General features: G+C 60.5%; 20 protein-coding genes. 7 read left to right on the top strand and 13 right to left on the bottom strand.

Annotated features, from left to right (window positions below; all coding sequences use genetic code 11):
- Positions 1-403, top strand: a 403-nt coding sequence (locus FFS45_RS41895) for a hypothetical protein (protein ID WP_171029780.1), incomplete at its 5' end; no start/stop codon positions are given.
- Positions 404-494: 91 nt separating this feature from the next.
- Here the strand turns inward: FFS45_RS41895 and FFS45_RS27770 are convergent.
- The 3 genes from FFS45_RS27770 to FFS45_RS27780 all read right to left on the bottom strand — a co-directional run bounded on the left by FFS45_RS27770 (position 495) and on the right by FFS45_RS27780 (position 3,070).
- On the bottom strand, positions 495-2,135 hold the full coding sequence (locus FFS45_RS27770) for an IS66 family transposase (RefSeq protein WP_137957844.1): 1,641 nt from the start codon (positions 2,133-2,135) through the stop codon (positions 495-497).
- Positions 2,136-2,225: 90 nt separating this feature from the next.
- Positions 2,226-2,579, bottom strand: a complete 354-nt coding sequence (tnpB, locus tag FFS45_RS27775) for an IS66 family insertion sequence element accessory protein TnpB (RefSeq protein ID WP_171029781.1) — start codon at positions 2,577-2,579, stop codon at positions 2,226-2,228.
- On the bottom strand, positions 2,579-3,070 hold the full coding sequence (locus FFS45_RS27780) for a transposase (protein WP_137957846.1): 492 nt from the start codon (positions 3,068-3,070) through the stop codon (positions 2,579-2,581). The genes tnpB and FFS45_RS27780 overlap by 1 nt, the downstream gene beginning before the upstream one ends.
- A gap of 64 nt (positions 3,071-3,134) precedes the next feature.
- Here FFS45_RS27780 and FFS45_RS27785 point away from each other — a divergent pair, with 64 nt between their 5' ends.
- Positions 3,135-4,520, top strand: a complete 1,386-nt coding sequence (locus FFS45_RS27785; RefSeq protein ID WP_137957847.1) for a hypothetical protein — start codon at positions 3,135-3,137, stop codon at positions 4,518-4,520.
- 160 nt (positions 4,521-4,680) lie between these two features.
- On the opposite strand, the gene FFS45_RS27790 is transcribed toward FFS45_RS27785, so the two are convergent.
- The 3 genes from FFS45_RS27790 to FFS45_RS42485 are packed head-to-tail and all read right to left on the bottom strand — an operon-like array spanning position 4,681 to position 6,701.
- Positions 4,681-5,103, bottom strand: coding sequence for a biopolymer transporter ExbD (locus FFS45_RS27790; RefSeq protein ID WP_137957848.1), 423 nt, complete (start codon positions 5,101-5,103; stop codon positions 4,681-4,683).
- Entirely contained in the window at positions 5,100-5,810 is a 711-nt protein-coding gene (locus FFS45_RS27795) for a MotA/TolQ/ExbB proton channel family protein (RefSeq protein ID WP_249362961.1), read from the bottom strand. The genes FFS45_RS27790 and FFS45_RS27795 overlap by 4 nt, the downstream gene beginning before the upstream one ends.
- A 3-nt stretch (positions 5,811-5,813) precedes the next feature.
- A complete protein-coding gene (locus FFS45_RS42485) occupies positions 5,814-6,701 on the bottom strand; it encodes an energy transducer TonB (RefSeq protein WP_249362962.1) in 888 nt (295 codons plus the stop codon).
- Between the two features lie 313 nt (positions 6,702-7,014).
- Between FFS45_RS42485 and FFS45_RS27805 the strand changes: the two genes are divergently transcribed.
- Positions 7,015-9,300: a TonB-dependent receptor gene (locus tag FFS45_RS27805; RefSeq protein ID WP_137957849.1), complete on the top strand. Its 2,286-nt coding sequence runs from the start codon at positions 7,015-7,017 to the stop codon at positions 9,298-9,300.
- 75 nt (positions 9,301-9,375) lie between these two features.
- On the opposite strand, the gene adh is transcribed toward FFS45_RS27805, so the two are convergent.
- Positions 9,376-10,896: an aldehyde dehydrogenase gene (gene adh / locus FFS45_RS27810; RefSeq protein ID WP_137957850.1), complete on the bottom strand. Its 1,521-nt coding sequence runs from the start codon at positions 10,894-10,896 to the stop codon at positions 9,376-9,378.
- A 467-nt stretch (positions 10,897-11,363) separates the two neighbouring features.
- Between adh and FFS45_RS27815 the strand changes: the two genes are divergently transcribed.
- A complete protein-coding gene (locus FFS45_RS27815; protein WP_137957851.1) occupies positions 11,364-13,091 on the top strand; it encodes a methanol/ethanol family PQQ-dependent dehydrogenase in 1,728 nt (575 codons plus the stop codon).
- Positions 13,092-13,180: 89 nt separating this feature from the next.
- Positions 13,181-14,419, top strand: coding sequence for a c-type cytochrome (locus tag FFS45_RS27820; protein WP_137957852.1), 1,239 nt, complete (start codon positions 13,181-13,183; stop codon positions 14,417-14,419).
- Positions 14,420-14,529: 110 nt separating this feature from the next.
- On the opposite strand, the gene pqqE is transcribed toward FFS45_RS27820, so the two are convergent.
- From pqqE to FFS45_RS27850, 6 genes are all read right to left on the bottom strand, one after another.
- Entirely contained in the window at positions 14,530-15,678 is a 1,149-nt protein-coding gene (gene pqqE / locus FFS45_RS27825) for a pyrroloquinoline quinone biosynthesis protein PqqE (protein WP_137957853.1), read from the bottom strand.
- Position 15,679: 1 nt separating this feature from the next.
- Entirely contained in the window at positions 15,680-15,961 is a 282-nt protein-coding gene (gene pqqD / locus FFS45_RS27830; RefSeq protein ID WP_120294184.1) for a pyrroloquinoline quinone biosynthesis peptide chaperone PqqD, read from the bottom strand.
- Complete coding sequence (gene pqqC, locus FFS45_RS27835) at positions 15,958-16,677, bottom strand: pyrroloquinoline-quinone synthase PqqC (RefSeq protein ID WP_054037492.1); 720 nt, start codon at positions 16,675-16,677, stop codon at positions 15,958-15,960. The genes pqqD and pqqC overlap by 4 nt, the downstream gene beginning before the upstream one ends.
- A 2-nt stretch (positions 16,678-16,679) precedes the next feature.
- Entirely contained in the window at positions 16,680-17,603 is a 924-nt protein-coding gene (pqqB, locus tag FFS45_RS27840) for a pyrroloquinoline quinone biosynthesis protein PqqB (RefSeq protein ID WP_137957854.1), read from the bottom strand.
- Positions 17,604-17,672: 69 nt separating this feature from the next.
- The gene (gene pqqA, locus FFS45_RS27845; protein ID WP_006410019.1) at positions 17,673-17,747 is read right to left on the bottom strand and encodes a pyrroloquinoline quinone precursor peptide PqqA; all 75 of its coding nucleotides are present in this window, start codon (positions 17,745-17,747) and stop codon (positions 17,673-17,675) included.
- 272 nt (positions 17,748-18,019) lie between these two features.
- The gene (locus tag FFS45_RS27850; RefSeq protein ID WP_137957855.1) at positions 18,020-19,993 is read right to left on the bottom strand and encodes a sigma-54-dependent Fis family transcriptional regulator; all 1,974 of its coding nucleotides are present in this window, start codon (positions 19,991-19,993) and stop codon (positions 18,020-18,022) included.
- Between the two features lie 443 nt (positions 19,994-20,436).
- Between FFS45_RS27850 and FFS45_RS27855 the strand changes: the two genes are divergently transcribed.
- Positions 20,437-20,763 carry an HPF/RaiA family ribosome-associated protein gene (locus FFS45_RS27855; RefSeq protein ID WP_137957856.1) on the top strand — a complete coding sequence of 109 codons (327 nt, stop codon included), beginning with the start codon at positions 20,437-20,439 and terminating at the stop codon, positions 20,761-20,763.
- A 60-nt stretch (positions 20,764-20,823) separates the two neighbouring features.
- Positions 20,824-21,282 carry a universal stress protein gene (locus FFS45_RS27860; RefSeq protein ID WP_137957857.1) on the top strand — a complete coding sequence of 153 codons (459 nt, stop codon included), beginning with the start codon at positions 20,824-20,826 and terminating at the stop codon, positions 21,280-21,282.
- The last annotated feature ends 110 nt before the right edge of the window (positions 21,283-21,392 follow it).

The following is a 21,392-nucleotide window of genomic DNA, read 5'->3' on the forward strand; positions in this document are numbered from 1 at the left end:
CATCGACGACATTGACCGCCTGAAGTCCGGACTAGGTGCAATCCAGTATGTTCTGGAACATGCCGAGCGTAATTTCTCCTCCGCCGTTCTCACTGCAAATCCTTCGTTTGAAATTGCGTCACTTGCGTCCACAGAAGCCGCCTCGCAACTCGGTGCATACAAAAAATTCCAGATCCTCCGATTTGGAAAAAAGCTGCGCCACAGGCTGATCAAGAAGTGGTGCAGCCTCGGGCCCCTCGGCTCCTTGCAGGAGTTGGACCTGAAAGTCGACGCCGCCGAATCACTTGTCAATACAGTAATAGGCAAGAATCTCGTTCCGGAACAGCCCATATATCTCTTGATCGTAAGCGGTGAATTTAGCACACCGAATGGAGAATCATTTGCAAGTGACGGCCGAGCGTAGCCGCACCGCGGCGGTTAAGATCAACCGGCGATGTCTGCATCGGGGTGATGGGAGCGCGCGCAGTCACGATGACCGACGCGCGTTCGGTGCGTCAGCCGGTCTGTGCCTTGGCCTGTTGTTGCCGCGCATAATTGAACGGCAGCAGGTCGGTCACGTCTGCATCCGGCGCACGCTGCGGCAGCTCCGTGAGTACATGCAGCAGATAGTCGTACGGCTCGACGCCGCAGGCCCGGCATGTGAGGACCAGGCTGTAGATCGTGGCGCTGGCCTTTGCGCCATCAACCGTGTCGCTGAACAGCCACGATTTTCTCGAAGTAGCAAACGGCCTGATATCGCGCTCGATCACGTTGTTATCGATTGCGGCGCAACCGTCAGTGACGTAGCGGCTGAGATATTCCCATTGGTTGCGCGTGTAGGCAATCGCCTTGCCGAGCAGGCTCTGGGGCGCCACCTTCGGCGCCAGTTCATCGAGCCATGCCTTGAAGGACTCAAGCAGCGGCGCACTGTGCTTTTGCCGCAGGTCGTACGTGTAGTCGGCTCGCGTCAGGCCAGCAGGCAGATCGCCTTTGGCCAGCGCCTCGACACGGTACAGGGCCTGGAAGTACTCAAGCGCTTTCGCCACGCGAGCGTTCGGCATCTTCTGCTTGCCGGAGTCCGTCTTTTTCGCGGCGGCCTTGTCCGCCTTGACGAACAGCCTGCGGGCGTGAGCCATACAGCCGAAGTGCTTTGCCTTTTTCAAGGTGCGCCAGGCGCTGTAGCCGTCGCTCATCAGCATGCCGCTGTAGTCGCCGAGGAACTTCTTCGGATGCTCCTGGCCACGCCCCGGCTGGTACTCGAACAGCACCACGGGCTCGGCGCAGTCCTGGGCGCTGCGGTAGCACCACATGTAACTCTTGCTCTGCGCGGATCTGCCGGATTCCTTGAGTACCTGAACCGTCGTTTCATCGCCGTGGATCAGCGGCTGCAACAGCAACGTTTTATGCAGCGCATCGTACAGGCGGCTGTAGTGCAGTTCGCTGGGGCGAATGATCCAGTGGGCGAGCGTGCCGCGACTCACCGGGATCTGCCAGCGCGCGAGTGCCTCCTGCATCCGGTACAACGGCATGCCGTCGACGTACTTCGCGGTCGCGACCGTCGCGATCACCGATGCGTCCGCATGGCTGCCCGGGATCGGCTGAACCGGCATCGGCGCAAGCACGACCGGGGTATGTTCGGCGTGCCGCTCGCAGTGCCGGCACGCCCACTTGGAACGCACGTTCTTGCGGACTGTCCACTTGACCTCGACGTGCAACTGTTCACTGACGTCCTCGCCGATGCGATGCAGCTGATTGCCGCAACAAAGGCAGCCGCGCTGGTCCTCCGGCAGGTCGTATTCGACTGGTTCACGCGTCAGGTACGCCGGCAATGGCTTGCGTCCGGCCTTGCGTCGTTCAGGCTGGCTGGCCGGTGGCAATCCGGTGTCGGGCAGCTCAGGCTGGACACCGTCATCGTCTTCGTCGCCCGGTTCGGTCCGTGCAATCTGCTCGGCTTCGTCGAACACGCGATCCTTGCGTTTTTCGCTTTTCGGTGCGAAACGCTCGGCCTGCAGCAGGCGGAGCTGCTCCTCGAGTTGCTCGACGCGCTGGTTCAGTTCGCCGATATGTTTCGCGTCGCCGGCTACACGTGCCTGGAGAGCGTGGATATAGCCCTGGACGGCCCTGGGTACGCGTTTGAGGTCGGGTGCATTCTTCATGCACTCCAGGATAGCGAAACGCGGTGCGCCGTGGGTTTACGTCAATTCGTAAATGGCGCGCCTGCCGTTGTTTACGTGCAACGCATCGGGCTAGCTGACGTGCTGGTAATGGCGCACGGGATGACGGCGAAGCGCGTCGATGTCGATGCCGTCGAGCAACCAGTGAAGCTGATGCGTTGTCAGTTCGATCACCTCCTGATTCCGCCGGGGCCACACGAAACGGTCTTCCTCGAGCCGACGCAGCAGCAGCCAGAAACCGGTGCGCTCGTACAGCAGAAGCTTGATGCGATCGCATTTGCGATTGTGGAATGCATAGACGGCACGGGCGAGCGGGTCCAGCTGCATCGATTCCTCAACCAGGGCGGCAAGGGTGTTGATGCCGCAACGGAAATCGATCGGCTCGCGGTACAGGTAGACGTGCAGGTCATCGGCGAAGCGCAGCATCAGCGACTCCTCAACGCGTCGATCATCGCCCTGAGCAGCGCCGTGTCCTGTTGCGCACATTCAAGTTCAAGACTTACCCCGTTTGGCAATTGCGCCACCAGCCGTGAAGGCAACGGCGGGCGTTGCGAGGCCCGCATCGGCTCACGCCGTGCCGCAACTGGCTCAGCGTCGGGCAGCACCGGCCTGGATGGCAAGTGCACCGGCTCAGCACCAACCACTTCCAGAACAGGAACGAATGCCGGGGCCATGGCTGGCGCCGACTGCCGTGCACGTCGGGGACGTGTCTTTTGGCGCGCCAGGCTAATCCATTTGCGAAGCTGGTTGGCGTTCACGCCAGCCTTCAGCGCCAGCCCGGCCACGGAGGCTCCAGGCTTCTGGCACGCCTCGATCAGCTTGCGCTTGCCCTCACGGTCGTACCGGTTCTTGCCGTCGGCCGATTTGCCGATCACCCGCAGGGGCAGGAAGTCAAAGTCAGTTTGTAGGTCAGTCATAAGTTGCGTCCGCAATGTGTAAGCTGCGGACGCAATCTTGTTCCCTCTCACCCGCAGGTTCCAGATGAGCCGAAATTACCGCTTACTCTTGATCCTTCTTCAAAGTGCTGACCAGAACCAGGCTGGCGAGCTCCAGAACAGCAGTTTCAGCCACTATTACCAGTACCTGATAACGAGAAGCCTGTACCAGGTCAACGTGAAGACACAGGAGTTGGACGAGTACCAGAATTATCTGAGTCACCTTGCGTGGTACCTTCAGGATCGCGATGCGAAGGAGATCGATCTCGATGAATTTCGCCGCTTTAATGACGGGTTCTCGCAGATCTTTACGTCTGTCGACTTCGATCGTCGGCTTCATCTGCTCACTGAGGCACGCATCCTTACCCGGAGGGGTGACTTCTACAGTTTTGCTTACCCCTACGTCTATTTCTTCTTCATCGGCCGGTATCTGGCGTCCAAGGTTCATACCGATCAGGAGATCAAGAATTGGGTCCTGGATGCTTGCCAAAAACTCTACATCCGCGACAAAGCTAACGCCGTGCTCTTTCTGACGCATCACGACAACAACCCGTGGGTGATCACGCAGATCGCGGAGGTAATGCGCCGATGCTTTGGCGACAAGGTGCCGATGGAGCTTAACGGAGACACGGATTCCATCAATGCCCTTGTAACGAAAACGTCCGAACTGGTGCTTGAGGCGCCCAACGTCGTACGAAACCAGGAGGAAAGCAGAGCCTTCTCGGATTCGGTCGCCCTTCGCGCCGAGGAGCCCGAGCTGCACCCCGACGATCCGAATGCGGACCTTGCATTTCTGGCGCGCTGGAATCTCTTGATGAAGACGGCGCAAATACTTGGTCAGATTTTGAAAAACTACTATGGATCGCTAGAGAAGCCGTTCAAGGCCGAACTGATCGGAGAGGTGTTCGACGGGCCGTTACGTGCTTTACGCATTTTTCTCGAGGAGGTTGCGCGAGACATGGACGGGCTCGTCGCGGATGTACGTCATCTCATTGCGGACTCCGCTCCGGGGCTCAACGCGGATGAGCAGAAGCAAGCCGCCCACAAGACTACCTTCCAGATTCTGGGTTGGTTAGGAACCCAGACGATAGCGTCGGCAGCTCAATTCGTCGCATCAGACAAGCTGCGCGAGGACATCGGCGCGCAGGTGACGCAAAATCCGACTGTAGCCTATCGCCTGATTGGGCTGGCGACGCGCCTGTTAAGGCCGGGGCAGCTCCCACTCGACGAGATCTCGAAGATGGCGAAGGAACTGGAAAACAATCATTACGCTTTTGGAATCTTGCAGTCACTCGGCGTGCACCACCTGTACCTCTTTCATACCGATGCTGCGCATAAGCAGAGTTTGTGCAAGTCACTAGGAATTTCCCTGAAGCAAGCGAAGGCGATTGAAGCGAAGAAGAGGGACACGCGGATGCTCTCAAAAAATTAGAACGGACGTCCCCTGACCCCAAGGGACGTAAAGTTGTCCAGCGCTGCCTGCTGTGCGTTATAAACTGGTCTTTGGGTCCGGACGACTTTATGTCATTTGACAGCAAGAATCGAATTAGTCAACGGGACGAAAAGGCTATGAAGTTCAGGACTGGGCTACATCAATTCCGTGGCTCCCCGTTCTCCGTTACGACTGCGACGTGCGCGATGCCCGCATGGCCGATTTTGCCGAGCAGATTCGCAACAGAGCTGAATTGTTGGCTTTGGTCCGAACGCAGGTTCACTACCGTCCTGTCACCTCGTGCCGCGATACGCCGGAGCGTCGGTTCAAGTTGATCCGGGGCAATGTCGTGGCCGTCGATCGCCAGCTTGCCGTGCGCATCGAGGCTGACTGTCACCACGTGATCGCGCGCTTCGGGCGCGCTGGCTGAAACCTTCGGCAGATCGATATGCAGCGTTCTGGTCAACATCGGCGCCATGACCAGAAGAATCACGACGAGTACCAGCATGACGTCGACCAGCGGCGTGATGTTGATTTCAGCGAGCGGCTCGTCCGTGTCTTTTGTATTGGAACGGGAAATCACGTGAGTACCTCCGCCCGATGAGCGCTGGCCACCGCGCGAAAACCATTGCGCTGTGCAACGTTGACGAGATCTGCGGCGTAGTCTTCGAGATCGGCAATCGAGACGTGAACGCGGCGCACGAAGAGGTTGTAGGCCAGCGCCGCGGGGATGGCGACGGCGATCCCGATCCCTGTTGCAGTCAGCGCTTGCCCGACTGGCCCGGCAACCCCTTCGATGCCGCTCGCGCTGCCTACAGCGACGGCGTGCAGCGCATGAATGATGCCGAACACGGTGCCGAACAGTCCGACAAACGGCGCGGTACTGGCAATCGATGCGAGCAGCGTCAAGCCGCGTTCAAGTGCACGCCTTTCTCGTTGGATCTGCTGATTCAGGAAGCGATCGAGCAGTTCGTGGCGGTCCCAGGCCACGAATTCCGCATTGGCCGCCGTCGTCTCAACCGGCGCGGCTCCCGACCACGCTGCGAAACCGGCGCGCGCCACGCGTGCCTTCGGACACTCGGACGCGTGTGACGGGCTACTGGGCATGCCCGACGGATCACGCTCGGCGGCGCTCCAGAAAAGCGCCGTAAAGCGCCGGTTCTCAGAAGCAAGACGCCAGTACGCGCAGCCTTTGTACAGAATCAGCCACCACGTCAGCAACGAACAGGCCGCGAGCATGCAAAGCGAAGTGTCGACAATGAGTTGTGTTGCGAAGTCAGACATATTCATGGCTTAGGTTCCAAGTTTGAATTCGATGGGTACCTGGACCCATCCGTCGATTGCCTGATCGCCACGCCGGGCCGGCGCAAATCGCCAGTTGGTCACGGCGTCGAGTGCGGCGTCGTCGAGCGACTCGTGTCCGCTCGACGACGCGAGTCCGACATGGTCCGGCCGGCCGCTCGCCAGCACGTGGACCTTGAGCAGCACGGTGCCTTGCCAGCCACGCTGTTGGGCCACGCCGGGATAGGTCGGCGGGGGATTGCGCAGGTAAGCAGCGCCGAAGCTGGGTTCGGTGAGCGGTTCCTGCGCCGGCTGGGAGTCCGGTGATTTTGCTGCCGATGCATTTCGTGGTTCGCGATCGGTACCTGCGGACACCGGTTGTGGCGTCGCGCTCGGAGCCGCAGTCGAGCGCGCAGGCTGCCACTTCGATTCATTGTTCGGCGCGGTCTTCGCGAGCGGTTTCGATGGCGAAGCCTGAGCTGCGTTTCTCGGTGTGGTCATATCTTTTGTACGGCGCGGCGGGATCGAAGGCGGTGGCGCGGGAGACGCCATAGGCGGCGTCAGGTCGGCGCTGCGGTCTGCAGATCGCGTTGAAATCGCGGCCGGCGGCGGTATGGCAGCCCCTACGTCGAATTGCAGATCCAGTGCGTGCGGCGCCGTGTATTCCGGGTTTTCCACGGACATCCGCCATGCCTTGAGCGCGACCGTGCAATGGATGACAAGCACGACTAACGCAATGGCATGCGCGCGTGCTCCCCGAAGGTCGCCGAAAGCGCGGGTGGTGTGCGGCGGGAGTCGGCTCGCTGCGATGCGCACCGGCGGGTTCGCCGCAACGGCGTACTGCAGGCCACGCACTCTGCGTCGCGCCGCGTTTGCACTTTTCAGCGTTGAAGTGATCATGCACGCCACCCCCGAATTCTGATTGCCATTCGGATCGCAACATGTGTGCCGGTCGTGAAGACGCCTGTGCGGCCTTGTTTCGATCAGGCGAGGACCGAAGCTGTGCGTTCAGTGTTCCCGTTCGCAACACCGCTGTACCAATTCGACACAGGTGTCACATGAGCGAAGGCAAACGCGTTACAGCCTTCGACATCGTGTCGCATAGCGTCGGTATCCGGCATCGATGTTGCTTGGAAGTAGGTACAGCGAAAACCGCAATCAAAGAACATACCGCGCAAGACCATGAAGTCGATGCGCGCCCCGGAGGAGACACATGAAGTCGCATCGCGACGACTGGCGGCGTACGCGCATCGCCACCGCCATAGCGGGCATACTCGCCATGGCCCAGGGTACTTGTGCAGTGGCGCAAGATGAACCCGCATCGTCGCCTTCGCAGGTGATGCCGGTCGTGACCGTGGTCGGCACCGCGCCGCTGACCGGACTCGGCATGCCACTCACCGAGGTGCCTGCTGCGGTGCAGATCGTCAGCGCGAAGGACATCGAGGCGCAGCACCCGAATACCATCACGGCCTACCTGGAGCAGAACGTCACCAGCGTGACGCTCAATTCAAGTCAGGGGAACCCCTATCAACCGGACGTCAACTATCGCGGCTTCACCGCTTCGCCGCTCCTCGGCACACCCCAAGGCCTGTCGGTGTTCCAGGACGGCGTAAGGATCAACGAGCCGTTCGGCGACGTGGTCAACTGGGACCTGCTCGCACAATCAGCGATCGAGCGCATCGAGGTGATGCCCGGGTCCAATCCACTATTCGGTTTGAACACACTCGGCGGCGCGATCGCAATCACCACAAAAAATGGCCGCGACAACCCCGGTGGCAGCGTTGAAGTGGAGGGCGGCTCGTTCGGACGCAGGAGTGTGGTCCTCACGCAAGGCGGCCAATTGGGACACTTCGACTATTTCGTCACCGCCAACGACGAAGCCGATCAGGGTTGGGCCGACCACAATCCCAGCCGCGTGAAGCAACTGTTCGGCAAGATGGGCTATACGGACGCGCGCACCACCGTCGAACTGAGCCTCACCGCGGCGGACAATCAGTTGCAGGGTACCCAGACCATTCCGCGCTCGTTTCTCGACAATCCACGCCAGGCCTACACGTATCCAGATGAGAACCAGAATCGCGCGATCATGCTGACTTTGTCAGGCAAGCATGACTTCAGCGATGCGTTGCAGCTCTCCGGCGATGCGTACTACCGGCACTACAACAACGACAATCTGAGTAGCAACGTCAATGGAGACTACGGCTCTATCGATCCGGCGACGGGCGCGATCGACACGGTCCCTGCGCAAAACTCGCACTCCGTGATCTCGCAGGACAGTTATGGATTCGCACTGCAATTGAGCGTCACCGGCAAAGTCGCGGGGATGGACAACCAGTTGACGGCAGGTGTCAGCGGCGATTTTGCCAACACTGGCTTCACGCAGTACACGCAGAATGCCCAATTCGCCTCGGATCGCCAGACCGTCGGGACCAGCGGCTTCAGTCTGGAAACCGATGCATCGACGCGTAACAGCAATCTCGGTGTATTCGTGACCGATACGCTTTCGTTGACCAGCACGATTGCGCTGACGGCCTCCGCGCGCTACAACCACGCTAGCGTCGACATCGAGGATCGCAGCGGCATGCAGCCCCTGTTGAATGGTTCGCACAGTTTTTCGCGGATCAATCCTGCGCTGGGCATCACCTATAACCCGGCGTCCTGGTTGACGGCTTATGCCAACTACAGCGAGGGCACACGTACGCCGACCGCTATCGAGCTGGCCTGTGCCGACCCGGCTGCGCCCTGTTCGCTGCCGAACGATTTCATTGCCGACCCCGCGTTAAAGCCGGTCATATCGCGGACCTTCGAGGCGGGCGCGCGGGGAACGCTATCGTCGGCAATTCACTGGAGCGCGGCATTGTTCCGCACCGATCTTCACGATGACATTGCGTTTGTCAGCAGTAATGGGGCCGCGACCTCGACCGGATACTTCCAGAACGTCGGCACTACACGACGACAAGGATTCGAAATCAACGCACGTACGCAGACAGGCCCGCTTACTGTGAACGCAGGCTATACCTATCTGCGCGCAACCTATCAAAGCAGCTTTGTCGAGCAAAGCGCGAGTAACTCGAGCGCCACCGCCCAGGGCAACATCACGGTGCACCCGGGCGACCGTATCCCCGGTATTCCGGAAAACACGCTGAAGTTGCGTCTGGATTATTCGGCGACCGCGAAATGGAGTGTGGGAGCAAACATACTCTATCGCAGTTCGATATTCGCCCGTGGCGACGAGAATAATCAGGACAGCAACGGGCGTATCGCGGGCTATGCGATCGTCGATCTCGACACGACCTATCAGGTCACGAAGCAACTGCAGCTGTTCGCGCACGTGAATAATCTGTTCGACAAACGCTACGCCGACTTTGGCATCCTCGGGCACAATTTTTTCAATGGCACCGGCCATTCGTTCTCGCCCGATGCCGTGACCAACGAACAGTTTCTCGGTGTGGGCGCGCCGCGTGGCGTGTGGGTTGGTTTGCGTTATGCGTGGAAGTAAAGCGGGGGCGGTGGGAGGGGAAAAATCATGCGACTGGAGCGGGCCTCACACCGCTCCAGATCCGTACGTAGTGGGTTAGAAGAAACCCAGCGGCTGCTCGCTATAGCTCACGAGCAGATTCTTGGTCTGCTGATAGTGGTCGAGCATCATCTTGTGAGTCTCGCGGCCAATGCCGGACTGTTTGTAGCCGCCGAATGCCGCATGCGCCGGATAGGCGTGATAGCAATTCGTCCACACGCGGCCGGCCTGGATTTCCCGGCCGAAGCGATAGGCACGCGTACCGTCGCGAGTCCATACACCTGCGCCGAGGCCGTACAGCGTATCGTTGGCGATTTCGAGCGCTTCGTCTTCATTCTTGAACGTCGTCACGGAAACGACCGGTCCGAAGATTTCTTCCTGGAAGATGCGCATTTTGTTGTGGCCGCGGAAAACGGTCGGCTTCACGTAATAGCCTTTGCTCAGTTCGCCGCCGAGCGTATTGCGTTCACCGCCGATCAGACACTCGGCGCCTTCCTGCTTGCCGAGATCGACGTATGAGAGGATTTTTTCGAGTTGTTCCTCCGAGGCCTGGGCGCCGATCATTGTCTTCGTGTCGAGCGGATGCCCCTGCTTGATTGCGGCGACGCGCTTCAGGGCGCGCTGCATGAAGCGGTCGTAGATTTTCTCATCGATCAGTACGCGCGACGGGCACGTGCAGACTTCGCCCTGATTCAGCGCGAACATCGCGAAACCTTCGAGCGCCTTGTCGAAGTAGCCGTCGTCGCGATCCATTACGTCGGCGAAGAAAATGTTCGGGCTCTTGCCACCGAGTTCGAGTGTCACGGGAATGATGTTCTGGCTCGCGTACTGCATGATCAGGCGGCCCGTGGAGGTCTCACCCGTGAAGGCAATCTTCGCGATCCGCTTGCTCGTGGCGAGCGGCTTGCCCGCTTCGAGACCAAAACCGTTGACCACGTTCAGCACACCCGGCGGCAGCAGGTCCTGAATCAGTTCCATCAGCACCAGGATGGAAGCAGGTGTTTGCTCGGCTGGTTTGAGCACGATGCAGTTTCCTGCGGCCAGCGCTGGCGCGATCTTCCACACCGCCATCAGGATCGGGAAATTCCACGGAATGATCTGACCGACCACACCGAGCGGTTCGTGGAAATGATAAGCGACGGTATCGGCATCGATCTCGGAGAGCGTCCCTTCCTGTGCGCGAATGCAACCGGCGAAATAGCGGAAGTGGTCGATCGCGAGCGGGATGTCAGCGGCGAGCGTTTCGCGGATCGGCTTGCCATTGTCGATCGATTCGGCAAACGCGATGCGCGAGAGGTTCTGCTCCATGCGATCCGCAATGCGGTTCAGGATCGTCGCACGTACGGCCGGCGAAGTATCGGCCCAGGCTTTGCGGGCGCGGTGGGCAGCATCGAGGGCGAGCTCGATATCTTCTTCCGTTGAGCGCGGGATCGATGTGAAGGGTTCGCCGGTGATGGGCGATACGTTGTCGAAGTACTCGCCGCGTACCGGCGGAATCCATTGGCCGCCGATGAAATTGGCGTACTGCCGCGCGTACGGAAATTCGACATCGAGAAACTGCATATCTGCGTGATTCATACCTGACTCCTCCAATTGATTGTGTGGCTGGTGTCGATGGAGAAGGCCTGCGTTGGCTCGACGTGTCCGCCGTGCTGACGCTCTTCATCGTGGGGAGCATCCAGCGAGAAGCGTGCCATTGACTCTCATCTCCCTCGCGATAGGCATGCGGGCACCGGGGTGCTGGGCACGGCGTGTACGTGACGATGCATGGAGTGTCCCTCTGCGTCGTTCGATCCACCGGCATGGCAACTGTCATTTTTAGCAACACATTGCCGGGTGACTGCGCCAACGTGCAACACCCATGTTGTGCCGTGACGGCCGCTTCCCTGCAAAGTCGCGTGCGCTCTTCGTGAGCCATCGTCGCTCGCAGCCGCACTGCGGCGAATGGCACGCGACTTGCCTTGAATGGTTCGCAGGCAGTCTGCGATCACCGGACGATGGCGCCGCCGCATGGCCTCGCGTCGACAATTCAACAGGAGACAAGGATGAAAGCACGTTTAGCTTCGGCGAAGCGGTCCACGGCGCTTGCAATGAGCGTGGCCGCGGCCGTCAGTCTGGTATTCGCGTCGGCCGCAGCGGCCGACGACTATCCAGCCGTCACCTATGAGCGTTTGACAGCCGCGCAAAGCGATCCCGGCTGGCTCACGTATTACCGCACCTATAACGGCCAGGCGCATTCACCGCTCAAGCAACTCGACACCACCAACGTCAAGAATCTCAAACAGGTCTGGAGCTACAAGTTTCCGGCGGATCTGCAGCAGGGTTTCGAAGCCACGCCGATCGTCAATGGCCGCTACCTGTACGTGACCACGCCGAAGGACAATGTCTATGCATTTGATGCTGTCACCGGCAAGCAACTGTGGAAGTTCGAGCCGAAGCTAGGTGCCGAATCGTTCAAGACTGCGTGTTGCGACGTGATCAACCGCGGTGTGGCGTTGTATGGCAAGAACGTCTATGTCGCAATGCTGAGCGGCGACGTTGTTGCGCTGGACGCGCAGACCGGCGCGCTTGTCTGGCGCAAGCAGATGTTCGAGCCGGGACTGGGTTATGCGTTCTCGCTGGCGCCACTCGCACTCGACGGCGCAGTAGTGGTGGGCAGCGCAGGTGGCGAATATGGCGCACGCGGTTTTATTGCGGCGTTGAATCCCGATGATGGCAACGTGCTGTGGAAGCGCTTCACGATACCGGCGGCCGGTGAGAAGGACGGTGATACATGGCCGAACGGCATGCAGGATCACGGCGGCGCACCGGCCTGGCTGACAGGCACCTATGACGCCGCATCGAAAACGCTTTACTGGGGTGTCGGCAACCCGGGCCCCTGGCTCGCCGATCTGCGGCCGGGTGACAATTTGTATTCCGATTCGCTGCTGGCACTCGACCCCAAGACCGGCAACATGAAATGGCATTACCAGTACACGAAACATGACACATGGGACTACGACGGCGTCAATACACCGGTGCTTGCCACGATCAAGTATGAGAACAAGGATTACGACGCCATTATCCATGCGGACCGTAACGGCTTTTTCCACGCGATCGATCGCACGACTGGCAAGCTGATCTACGCGAAACCCTTTGTCACTGCATCGTCGGTCACCGGCTATACGGCGGATGGCTCGCCGATCCAGGACGCGTCGAAATATCCGAAGGCCGGCACGACGATCGAAACCTGCCCGAGTTTCCTTGGCGGCAAGAACTGGTGGTCGGTCTCGTACGACCCGGACAAACACATCGCTGTCGTGCCGGCTTTGCATGCGTGCATGTCGCTGTCCGGCAAGTCGGTGAACTATATGGAAGGGTTGCCGTATCTTGGCGAAGGGTTCGAAATCAAACCGGAACCGGGCAGCAAGGGTTATGGCGAACTGCAGGCGATCGATGTCAATACCGGCAAGAAAATCTGGAGTCACTGGAGCAAGCTGCCGTGGAATGGCGGCGTCGCGACCACCGCAGGGGGGCTCGCCTTTAGCGGCTCGCTCGACGGTCACCTGTATGCGTTCGATGTGACAACGGGCAAGGTGCTGTGGCAAAGCCCGAAACTCGCGAGCGGGATCGTCGCTCAACCGTCGGTGTTCGAGGTCAACGGTCAGGAGTACGTTGCCATTCTCGCCGGTTACGGCGGCGCGAACCCGATCTGGGGTGGGCCGATGGCGAAAGCCGCAGAGAAGGTTCCACGCGGCGGCACGCTGTACGTGTTTGCGCTCAACCACGGCTGATGTTCACGTGGCTGCCGCGACACTTTGGCCGGGCCGACACGGCGCGGCCATCCAGCCGTGGCGGCCAGGCCCTTTCCGGAAGCAAGATCATGAAGACTCGACTTAACTGGTTCGCTTTTGCCGGTGTTCTGTTGGCCACTGGCTCTCTCACACCGGGACTCGCCAGCGCGGGTGCGGGCGTGCGCGTTTGCACGTTTCCTGGCAGCCCATCGATCGCGCTCGACGAGGCGGTGGCCCGCGAAGCGCTTCGCACTGCGGGAATCAAGCTGTCGCTTGCCCCCGGAGGATTCGACGGCAGCGACGACGACGGCGTTTCGCTGAAGGAACTCAATAAGGCGCTCGCGCGCAAATGCGACGTGATCGCCGGCTTTCCGCGTTCGACTGTCGCCGATGGTTCAGGCAGCAAGCTGACCTTCTCGCGCGGCTATCTGCACTCCGGCTACGTCAGCGTTACCACGCGTGAATCGTCCACGCAGTCAGGCGGCGCCGAGGTCGTTGCGGCAACGTATGCGAGCCCGGCGCAATTGATCGCTGTGCAACAACCCAACGTCAGGCTCGACCTGGAGAACACGGCGGCACTCACGGTCGACGCCGTGGCGAGCGGGCATGCGCAACGCGCGATCGTCTGGTACCCGGCGGTCGTGGCGTATGGGATCACGCACCCCGAGCAGCACTTCCGGATTGCGAGTACTGTCTCGCCGTATGCCGACTGGCAACTGGTGTTCGCGTTCGGGAAGACTGGCGCGGCATTGCAGCCGCGCATCGACGCCGCGCTGGCGAAAATGGCCTCCGACGGCCGGCTGGCGGCCTTGACCCGCAAATGGATGCTCCCCGAGGCAGCTCAGGCCACCGGACCATCCGCGGCCACGTTTGCCTATCGTGATGGCCCCGGCCGTAACGATGCGGCGTGGCGCTTGATGTCGGTGGCCGATCACGGCTCGCAGCAGGGACGCTTCATCAAGGTCGATGCGAGCGCGGCAGGCGATGTCCCCGGCTTCGACCGCGCACAGGTGGCGCACGGCAAAGCCCTGTACTCGAGTGCGTGCGCGAAATGCCACGGACCCAACCTGCAAGGATTGAATGCGCCCGCGTTACGCGGTCCGGCCTTCGCGCCGGCGGCAAATGCGAAGCTGACCATCGGCGGCGTGTACGGATACATGGCCAACAATATGCCGGCAGACCGCCCCGGCAAGATGAAACCGCAGGAATATGCTGACATCATGGCGTTCCTGCTGAATTCGAACGGCTATAGCGCCGGCGCCACCAAGTTGACGGATGACAACGCGAAGGCGTCGAAGACGCCGCTTAACGCGGGCACGTCGCAATAGTTTCGATCGCTTTAAGGGCCTTGATTGACGCCCAAAAAAAGCCCGATGATTCTCCGTTATTCACGAGGATCACCGGGCTTTCTTTCTGGAAGCGACCATCTCATCCAGAATCACCCCAAACGCAACGAATTATCCCTGCTGCGGAAAACCAAAGGTTGGGTTTCAGGTTGGGTTTCAGTGTCACGCGTCGGCCGCCGCGCCAGCGTCACGACCTGCTCGATCTGTCCGTGATGCGGGGACTTTGCGCAGACCGGGTCGGCGGCAGCGGTGTCTCCAGTCAACAGGTACGCCTGACAGCGGCAGCCTCCGTGATCGGTCTCGCGCTCGTCACAACTCCGGCAAGGCTCGCGCATCCAGCCGTCGCCGCGAAACGCATTGAACGCATGGCTGTGGTACCAGATATCCGCCAACGAAGCGTCCTGCACGCGGGGCAGGTCCAGACCCGGCAACGAGCGTGCCGCGTGGCATGGCAGTGCAGTGCCGTCCGGTGCGATGCCGAGAAATACCGAGCCCCAGCCGTTCATGCAGGCCTTGGGGCGTGCTTCGAAGTAGTCGGGAACCACGAACAGGATGCGGCAGCGATCGCCGATGCGTTCCCTGTATTGATTGACGGTGGCCTCGGCTTCCTGCAATTGTTCGGAGGTCGGCATCAGTTGCTCACGGTTGAGCATCGCCCAGCCGTAGTACTGCGTGTTCGCCAGTTCGAGGTAGTCAGCACCCATCTCCAGCGCCATGTCGATAATCTGCCCGACATGCGGCAGGTTATAGCGATGCAGCACGCAATTGAGCACCATCGGGTAGCCGTGCGCCTTGATCAGACGCGCAACGCGTTGCTTCAATTCGAAGGTCTTCGTGCTGGAGACGAAATCGTTCAGCTCACGTGTCGAGTCCTGAAACGAGAGCTGGATATGATCGAGACCTGCCTCTTTCAGAGCAGCGATGCGCTGCTCATTGAGTCCGACCCCCGAGGTAATCAGATTCGTGTAGAAGCCGAGTCCACGAGCGTGAGCGACCAGCGTTTCGAGGTCGTCGCGCACCAGCGGCTCTCCGCCCGAGAAGCCAATTTGAGCGGCCCCCATGCGGCGTGCCTGCGTGATCACGTCGCGCCAGGTTTCCGTGTCGAGCTCCGCGCCATGACTGGCGAAGTCGACGGGGTTGTAGCAGAACGCACAGTGCAACGGGCAGCGGTACGTGAGTTCCGCCAGCAACCACAATGGCGGGGAAGGGCGAGTGCCTGGAAAGTCGATCGTCGTATCCATGTCAATCCAGCCAGCCGCGTTGCCGCGCATGGTCGATAAAGCGGTATACATCGGCGGCAAGATTCGACACGCTGAACAGGTCTTCCAGTTCGTCAATGATGTCGTCCAGTTCCCGGGTTCCGTCGCAGCGCGCGAGAATTTCGCCTGCACTCGGATTGAGTTTGACCATGCCTTCCGGATACAGCAATACGTAGGCATCCTGCGCGTCTTCCCATTGCAGACGAAACATCGCGCGCAGATGCGGGCGCAGGTTGACGTAGTGATCGGGGTGCGGGGCGTTCATACCGGGTACGCCTTTTCGATGGCATCGAGCATCGACCAGAGAATGTCTAGCTTGAAGCGCAGAATGTTGAGGGCACGCTGTTGGGCGTCGGGGGTCTTGAAGTGACTGAGCGTGACCTCGAGACCATGCTCGACATCGCGCTGGGCAAGCGGAATACGGCTGCGGAAGTACTGCAATCCCTGCGCGTCGATCCATGGATACAGGTCGGGCCAGCCGGCCAGACGGTCACGATGAATTTGCGGCGCGAACATCTCCGTGAGCGAAGAGCAGACCGCCTCCTGCCACGGCGCCCGGCGGGCGAAATTGACATAGGCGTCCACTGCGAAGCGCACGCCGGGCTGCACGTGCTCAAGCGACCACAATGCCTTGCGCTCGATGCCGACCGCGTCGGCGAGATGCGCCCATGCTTCAATGCCGCCGGGATTGTCGCCGTAGCCGTCGTGGTCGTGCAGCCGCTCGATCCAGAGGCGGCGCGTTTGCCGGTCCTCGCAATTGGACAGGATCGCGGCATCTTTCAGGGGGATGTTGATCTGGTAGTAGAAGCGGTTGGCAACCCAGCCACGAATCTGCTCAGGCGAACACTGGCCACTATTCATCCGTAGATTGAACGGATGATGAATATGATAGTGCGCGCCGAGCGCGCGTAGACGCGCTTCGAATTCGTCCGGCGACCAGGGGGCGGCGTGGGTAACAGCGGTAGGCAGCGGGGCGTTCATGGCTATACCTGGAATTGCATTCCGTCGCGTGCCACTTCGATACCGCGTGCGCGTATCACGGCATGTTCGGGGGAATGCGGGTCGAGAATCGGATTGGTGTTGTTGATGTGAATCAGCACCTTGCGCGTCGCACTGGGCAGCGCGTCCAGCAACTGAACCATCCCTGACAAGCCGCGATGGCCGCACTGTGGCAGATGGCCCATATCGGCCGCGAGGTGGGTCGACAGGCCCAGGTCGATCATCTCGGTCGCGGACCAGAACGTGCCGTCGACCAGAACGAGTTGCGCAGAACGCATCGCGGCGAGCACAGGTTCCGGCGCGTTCGCGAGCCCCGGTGCATAGAAAACGCGTGCACCGGTAGCAAGGTTCTCGATCAGCAGTGCGATATTGTCGCCAGGCGCGGCCTGGGCGCGGCGCGGCGAGTAGGGCGGTGCCTTGCTCTCGATCGGCAACGCGGTGAAGCGGATGCCCTCAACCGGCGCGACCGTGAATGGTTGATCGAGCACGATCTCGTGACGCTCGACGCCGCAGTAATGGTCGAGCAGCGGAACCAGCGGCAAACCCGTGGAGAGATCGGCGAACACCGGTGCGCAGGCATACAGCGGCAGGGGCGTAGTGCGTTCGCGCAGCATCAGCAGACCGGTGACGTGATCGATCTGCGCGTCAATCAGCACGACCGCGGCAATGCCACTGTCACGAATCGAGCGGGCGGGTTGCAGTTCCGGATTCGCGCGCAACTGTGCGAGCAGATCCGGCGAGGCATTGATCAGAATCCAGTCGACGCCGTTCTCGCTCACCGCAATCGACGATTGGGTGCGCGGCACCACGTCGCCAGTCTGGTAACGGGCCCGGTTACAGTTCATACAGTTGCAGTTCCATTGCGGCAGTCCGCCGCCTGCACCCGAACCTAGAATTTTGATCTTCATGAGCCATGCTCCGGGCGCCGCCGCGCACACCGACATACTGCGATGGGCGGGCGGCGCTTCATCGTTGCTTCAGCGATTGGCGATGTACATCGTGATTTCAAAACCGAAGCGCAGATCGGTATAGGCGGGGGTGGTCCATTGCATGGTTGTCTCCTGGGATACGACATGTGATTGAGAAACCGCATTGAGGAAGCGGTCATATTGATCAAATGCAAGGTCTATGCCGGGCTTGTCACGTGCTGCGATCGGTACAGCCGGCGCACGATTAGCGTTTTGCGTCCTGAACGAAAGCGTCGTTGGACACCGACTCACGTTTTGCTGAGGGAAACTGACTAACTAGTCCGGCGCCTGAAACAGCGCGCTGTTCAGTTCGAGGACACCGCTGTTGCAAATTGGAGCACCTGTGCCGCAGGCGGTCAGACGGCGTCGTCGGCGCTGTCCACACCCTGCGGCGGCAGTTTTCGGTAGATCGTATTGCGCGAGACGCCGAGTGCGCGGGCGGCAGCCGATACATTGCCGCCATGCTGCGCAACCGCCTTGGCGATGGCGTTGGCGGCGACGTCCTCCAGCCGCCCGCTTGATAGCGGTAAGGTTTCCGTGGTGCTCGCAGGCGCGGCGGTAGTGCCGCGGACGTCGTCGAAAAAATCGTCGGGCAAATGCTCGCGCCGGAGCTGACCGTCGGCATCGACCATGGCGGCGGCGGTTCGCAGAAGATTGCTGAGCTGGCGAAAATTGCCGGGCCACGCGCATTGCTCGAACAGCGCCCTCACCTCGTCGGCGACGCTCAATCGCTGCCCATCCGCGCTTTCGGATGATGCGGATTGCAGCATCTTCTGGATCACGGCGGACAGATCCGTGCGCTCGCGCAGCGGCGGCAATTTCACCACCAGTCCGTTCAGGCGGTAATACAGGTCCTCACGAAACCGGTTCTGCACGATCATGTCGCGCAGGTCGCGGTGAGTTGCGCAAATGATGGCGATATCGACCGGTATGGACTTCGAGGAACCCAGCGGATTGATGAGGCGCTCCTGCAGCACGCGCAGCAAGCGCACTTGCAGCGGATAGGGCATGTCGCCGATTTCGTCGAGAAATAGCGTGCCGCCGTTGGCCTGAAGCAATTTGCCGACGGCGCCTTTGCGCCGCGCACCGGTGAAGGCGCCTTCTTCATAGCCGAACAACTCGGATTCGATCAGCGTTTCCGGTATCGACGCGCAGTTAACCGCAACGAAGGCCCCCGAGCGGCGCGGCGAGTCGTTGTGGATCGCCTGGGCCAGCAGTTCCTTGCCGGTACCGGTCTCACCGGTGATCAGGATCGGGATGTCCTTGCCGATTACCTTGCGGACTTTGGCGATGACCGCCGCGATCTGCGGGTCCCCGGTGTCCAGATAGCTGAGTCTCGAAAGCACGCTCGCGGCGGGGGGAGGGGACGCCACGCGTTGTGAGGGTCGTGACTCACGATGCTCCTCCGGCGGCCAGGCATCATTGGTGCGCGTGGCACGCCGGAATTCGACGTGGGCGCATACCACTGCGCCGTTGCTCAGGTTCAGCGACAGATGCTGGTCCCGGCTGACGCGCAGACGGTCGATCAGTTGCGCGCTGGTGAGGCCGAATAGCGAGGACAGGGTATGCGCGCGCAAGCTGGTGAGCGGCAATCCCAGTTGAAATTGCGCACTACGATTGGCCGACAGGAAACGGCCATCGCAGGTAAACGCGACGATGCCTTCCATCAAGGTGCCGAGAAATTCGGGCCGGCCGTGAAAGGCAATTTGCAGTGTCTCGCGAAAGGTATTGGTAAACAGATGATTCTCAATCATCTGGACGGACATCTTTGCCAGCGCCAGGGTGTGCTGGTGATAGCTGCGGTGGTCGCCGGTGACGTCGAGCACGCCGATCAGATCGCCGTACGGATCCAGGATCGGCACGCTGGAACAGGTGAGAAAGCGATTGGCAGCCAGATAGTGCTGTTCGCCATGCACGACTGTCGGACAGCGCTCGGCGAGCGCTGTGCCGATTGCGTTGGTGCCTTGCCGGTCTTCCGCCCAGTTCGCGCCCGGACGCAGCGCGACTTTCTCGGCTCGCCGGAGAAAATCGTCGTCGCCGATCGAGTGAAGAATCAGCCCTTCGGCGTCGGTCAGCACAATCATGCTCTGCGTGTTGACGATCTGCTCGTGCAGCGTTTCCATCACGGGCGTGGCATGCGCACACAGGACGCGGCTTTGCTCGAGTTTCAATGTGAGTTCGGCCGCCGGCAGCACGTCATAGTCCGGCCGCATCGCGGCGCTCAAGCCGAACGTTTCGGAGCGCTCGTGGGATTTCTGAATCGACGGCGTGAGCCAGCCGGCCTCACGAGTCGCCATTGGCGTTACGGCGTGACCGACATCATCGCGCATTGTCTCCTCCTGCTGGTCAGCCCCGGTCGCTTCGCCGGGGTCGTGCGGGTACAACAATAAGCAAATCCTGCGCCAGCTCGACGGTAATCGCGAGCCGGCAGAGCATCATAGTCTTTGTGGTTGCGCTGTGGCGGGGCGGTCGATCTAGCCAGTTAGCCGCAGCCGCTCAGGCGATGCGAGATTACGCATATTCGTCCCGATACGCCTAAGTAACTTGATTTGAATCAATGCGAGTGAAATGCGCTGCCGCATCCGCGAAACGTCGGGTTCGCGGCCACGTGCGTCAGAGCGCGTGTACACCATTGATACAGGTCAATTCATGCGCGAGGAAAGCGCAGATGATGAATTTGCGACTGCCGTCAGCCTCGGCCGGCGGTTTTCGCGTAGTTCCCAACGAGGTCGGAGTCGTCGCTTGACGCCCGGCATTCTTACGGAGGTGACCGATGGGAGTCGGCATGCAGATTACGTATCTCGGTTTTGCTGGATCTGCGCCCATCGAAGCCGAGGCTGGCATGCGGTTAGTGCGGCTTGAACGGTTCAGGGAATACCTTTCCGGTTGCCACCTGATCGTCGAGGCGGTACGCAACGGTCTGTTCCATGGCCAGCCAGCTGGTCTTCTCTATGATGCGCGCCTCGATCTGATCACCCGTACAAATGACCTGATTATGGTTGAGCACGGCCTCAATGAGGACCCAGGCATAGCGCTCCAGGCGGCATTCGACGCGGCAGAGCGTCGGCTCGAACAGACGTTGCGCCGACAGCGCAGTTGATCCGCCATGAGACCTGCCGTGCGGAACGAATTCGTAATCGACTCACCAGAGAGGGTGGCCATGTACAAAGATATCCTGGTGGCACTGGACGGCAGCAGCGCGTCGACGGGTGCGCTAAAGGAAGCAATCCGGATGACGAAGCTGGCTGACGGAACGCTGACGGCGGTGTACGTGCTCGACCGTTTCGCGATGTTTGCCTATTCGGCCAATTACAACCAGTTTGCGATGGTCGAGGCACTACGAGCTGAAGGCGATCGAATACTGGCGGATGCACATAAGGAGGCGACTGAGAGCAACGTTGCGTGCAAGGTCGATGCCGCCGAGACAGACAACATCAGCGAAGACGTCGCTAGCTGCTTGCAGCGTTACGTACAGGGGCACGACGTGGACCTTGTCGTGATGGGTACCCACGGACGCCGCGGGATGCAGCGCATGAGGATAGGTAGCGTCGCCGAGCGATTTCTTCGGTTTTCGACCCGCCCGGTGCTGCTGGTTCGCGACGCGATTGTTGCAACCTGAACGACGTGGAGTTGCCGCAACGTAGGCGTGTCAATTCTGGTGGAGTGTGTGCATTAGCCGGACCCAGGATTGTGGAGAATTGATATGGATCAAAGCAATGCCCCAGTCTT

This window comes from Burkholderia sp. 4M9327F10 (assembly GCF_005503145.1).
Taxonomy (GTDB): Bacteria; Pseudomonadota; Gammaproteobacteria; order Burkholderiales; family Burkholderiaceae; genus Paraburkholderia.

Coding starts and splice junctions, on each gene's coding strand:
- FFS45_RS27770 (WP_137957844.1), bottom strand. CDS start 2,135: ATGAAGAATGCACCCGACCTCAAACGCGTACCCAGGGCCGTCCAGGGC.
- tnpB (WP_171029781.1), bottom strand. CDS start 2,579: ATGCTGCGCTTCGCCGATGACCTGCACGTCTACCTGTACCGCGAGCCG.
- FFS45_RS27780 (WP_137957846.1), bottom strand. CDS start 3,070: ATGACTGACCTACAAACTGACTTTGACTTCCTGCCCCTGCGGGTGATC.
- FFS45_RS27785 (WP_137957847.1), top strand. CDS start 3,135: ATGAGCCGAAATTACCGCTTACTCTTGATCCTTCTTCAAAGTGCTGAC.
- FFS45_RS27795 (WP_249362961.1), bottom strand. CDS start 5,810: ATGAATATGTCTGACTTCGCAACACAACTCATTGTCGACACTTCGCTT.
- FFS45_RS42485 (WP_249362962.1), bottom strand. CDS start 6,701: ATGATCACTTCAACGCTGAAAAGTGCAAACGCGGCGCGACGCAGAGTG.
- FFS45_RS27805 (WP_137957849.1), top strand. CDS start 7,015: ATGAAGTCGCATCGCGACGACTGGCGGCGTACGCGCATCGCCACCGCC.
- adh (WP_137957850.1), bottom strand. CDS start 10,896: ATGAATCACGCAGATATGCAGTTTCTCGATGTCGAATTTCCGTACGCG.
- FFS45_RS27815 (WP_137957851.1), top strand. CDS start 11,364: ATGAAAGCACGTTTAGCTTCGGCGAAGCGGTCCACGGCGCTTGCAATG.
- FFS45_RS27820 (WP_137957852.1), top strand. CDS start 13,181: ATGAAGACTCGACTTAACTGGTTCGCTTTTGCCGGTGTTCTGTTGGCC.
- pqqE (WP_137957853.1), bottom strand. CDS start 15,678: ATGGATACGACGATCGACTTTCCAGGCACTCGCCCTTCCCCGCCATTG.
- pqqD (WP_120294184.1), bottom strand. CDS start 15,961: ATGAACGCCCCGCACCCCGATCACTACGTCAACCTGCGCCCGCATCTG.
- pqqC (WP_054037492.1), bottom strand. CDS start 16,677: ATGAACGCCCCGCTGCCTACCGCTGTTACCCACGCCGCCCCCTGGTCG.
- pqqB (WP_137957854.1), bottom strand. CDS start 17,603: ATGAAGATCAAAATTCTAGGTTCGGGTGCAGGCGGCGGACTGCCGCAA.
- FFS45_RS27850 (WP_137957855.1), bottom strand. CDS start 19,993: ATGCGCGATGATGTCGGTCACGCCGTAACGCCAATGGCGACTCGTGAG.
- FFS45_RS27855 (WP_137957856.1), top strand. CDS start 20,437: ATGGGAGTCGGCATGCAGATTACGTATCTCGGTTTTGCTGGATCTGCG.
- FFS45_RS27860 (WP_137957857.1), top strand. CDS start 20,824: ATGTACAAAGATATCCTGGTGGCACTGGACGGCAGCAGCGCGTCGACG.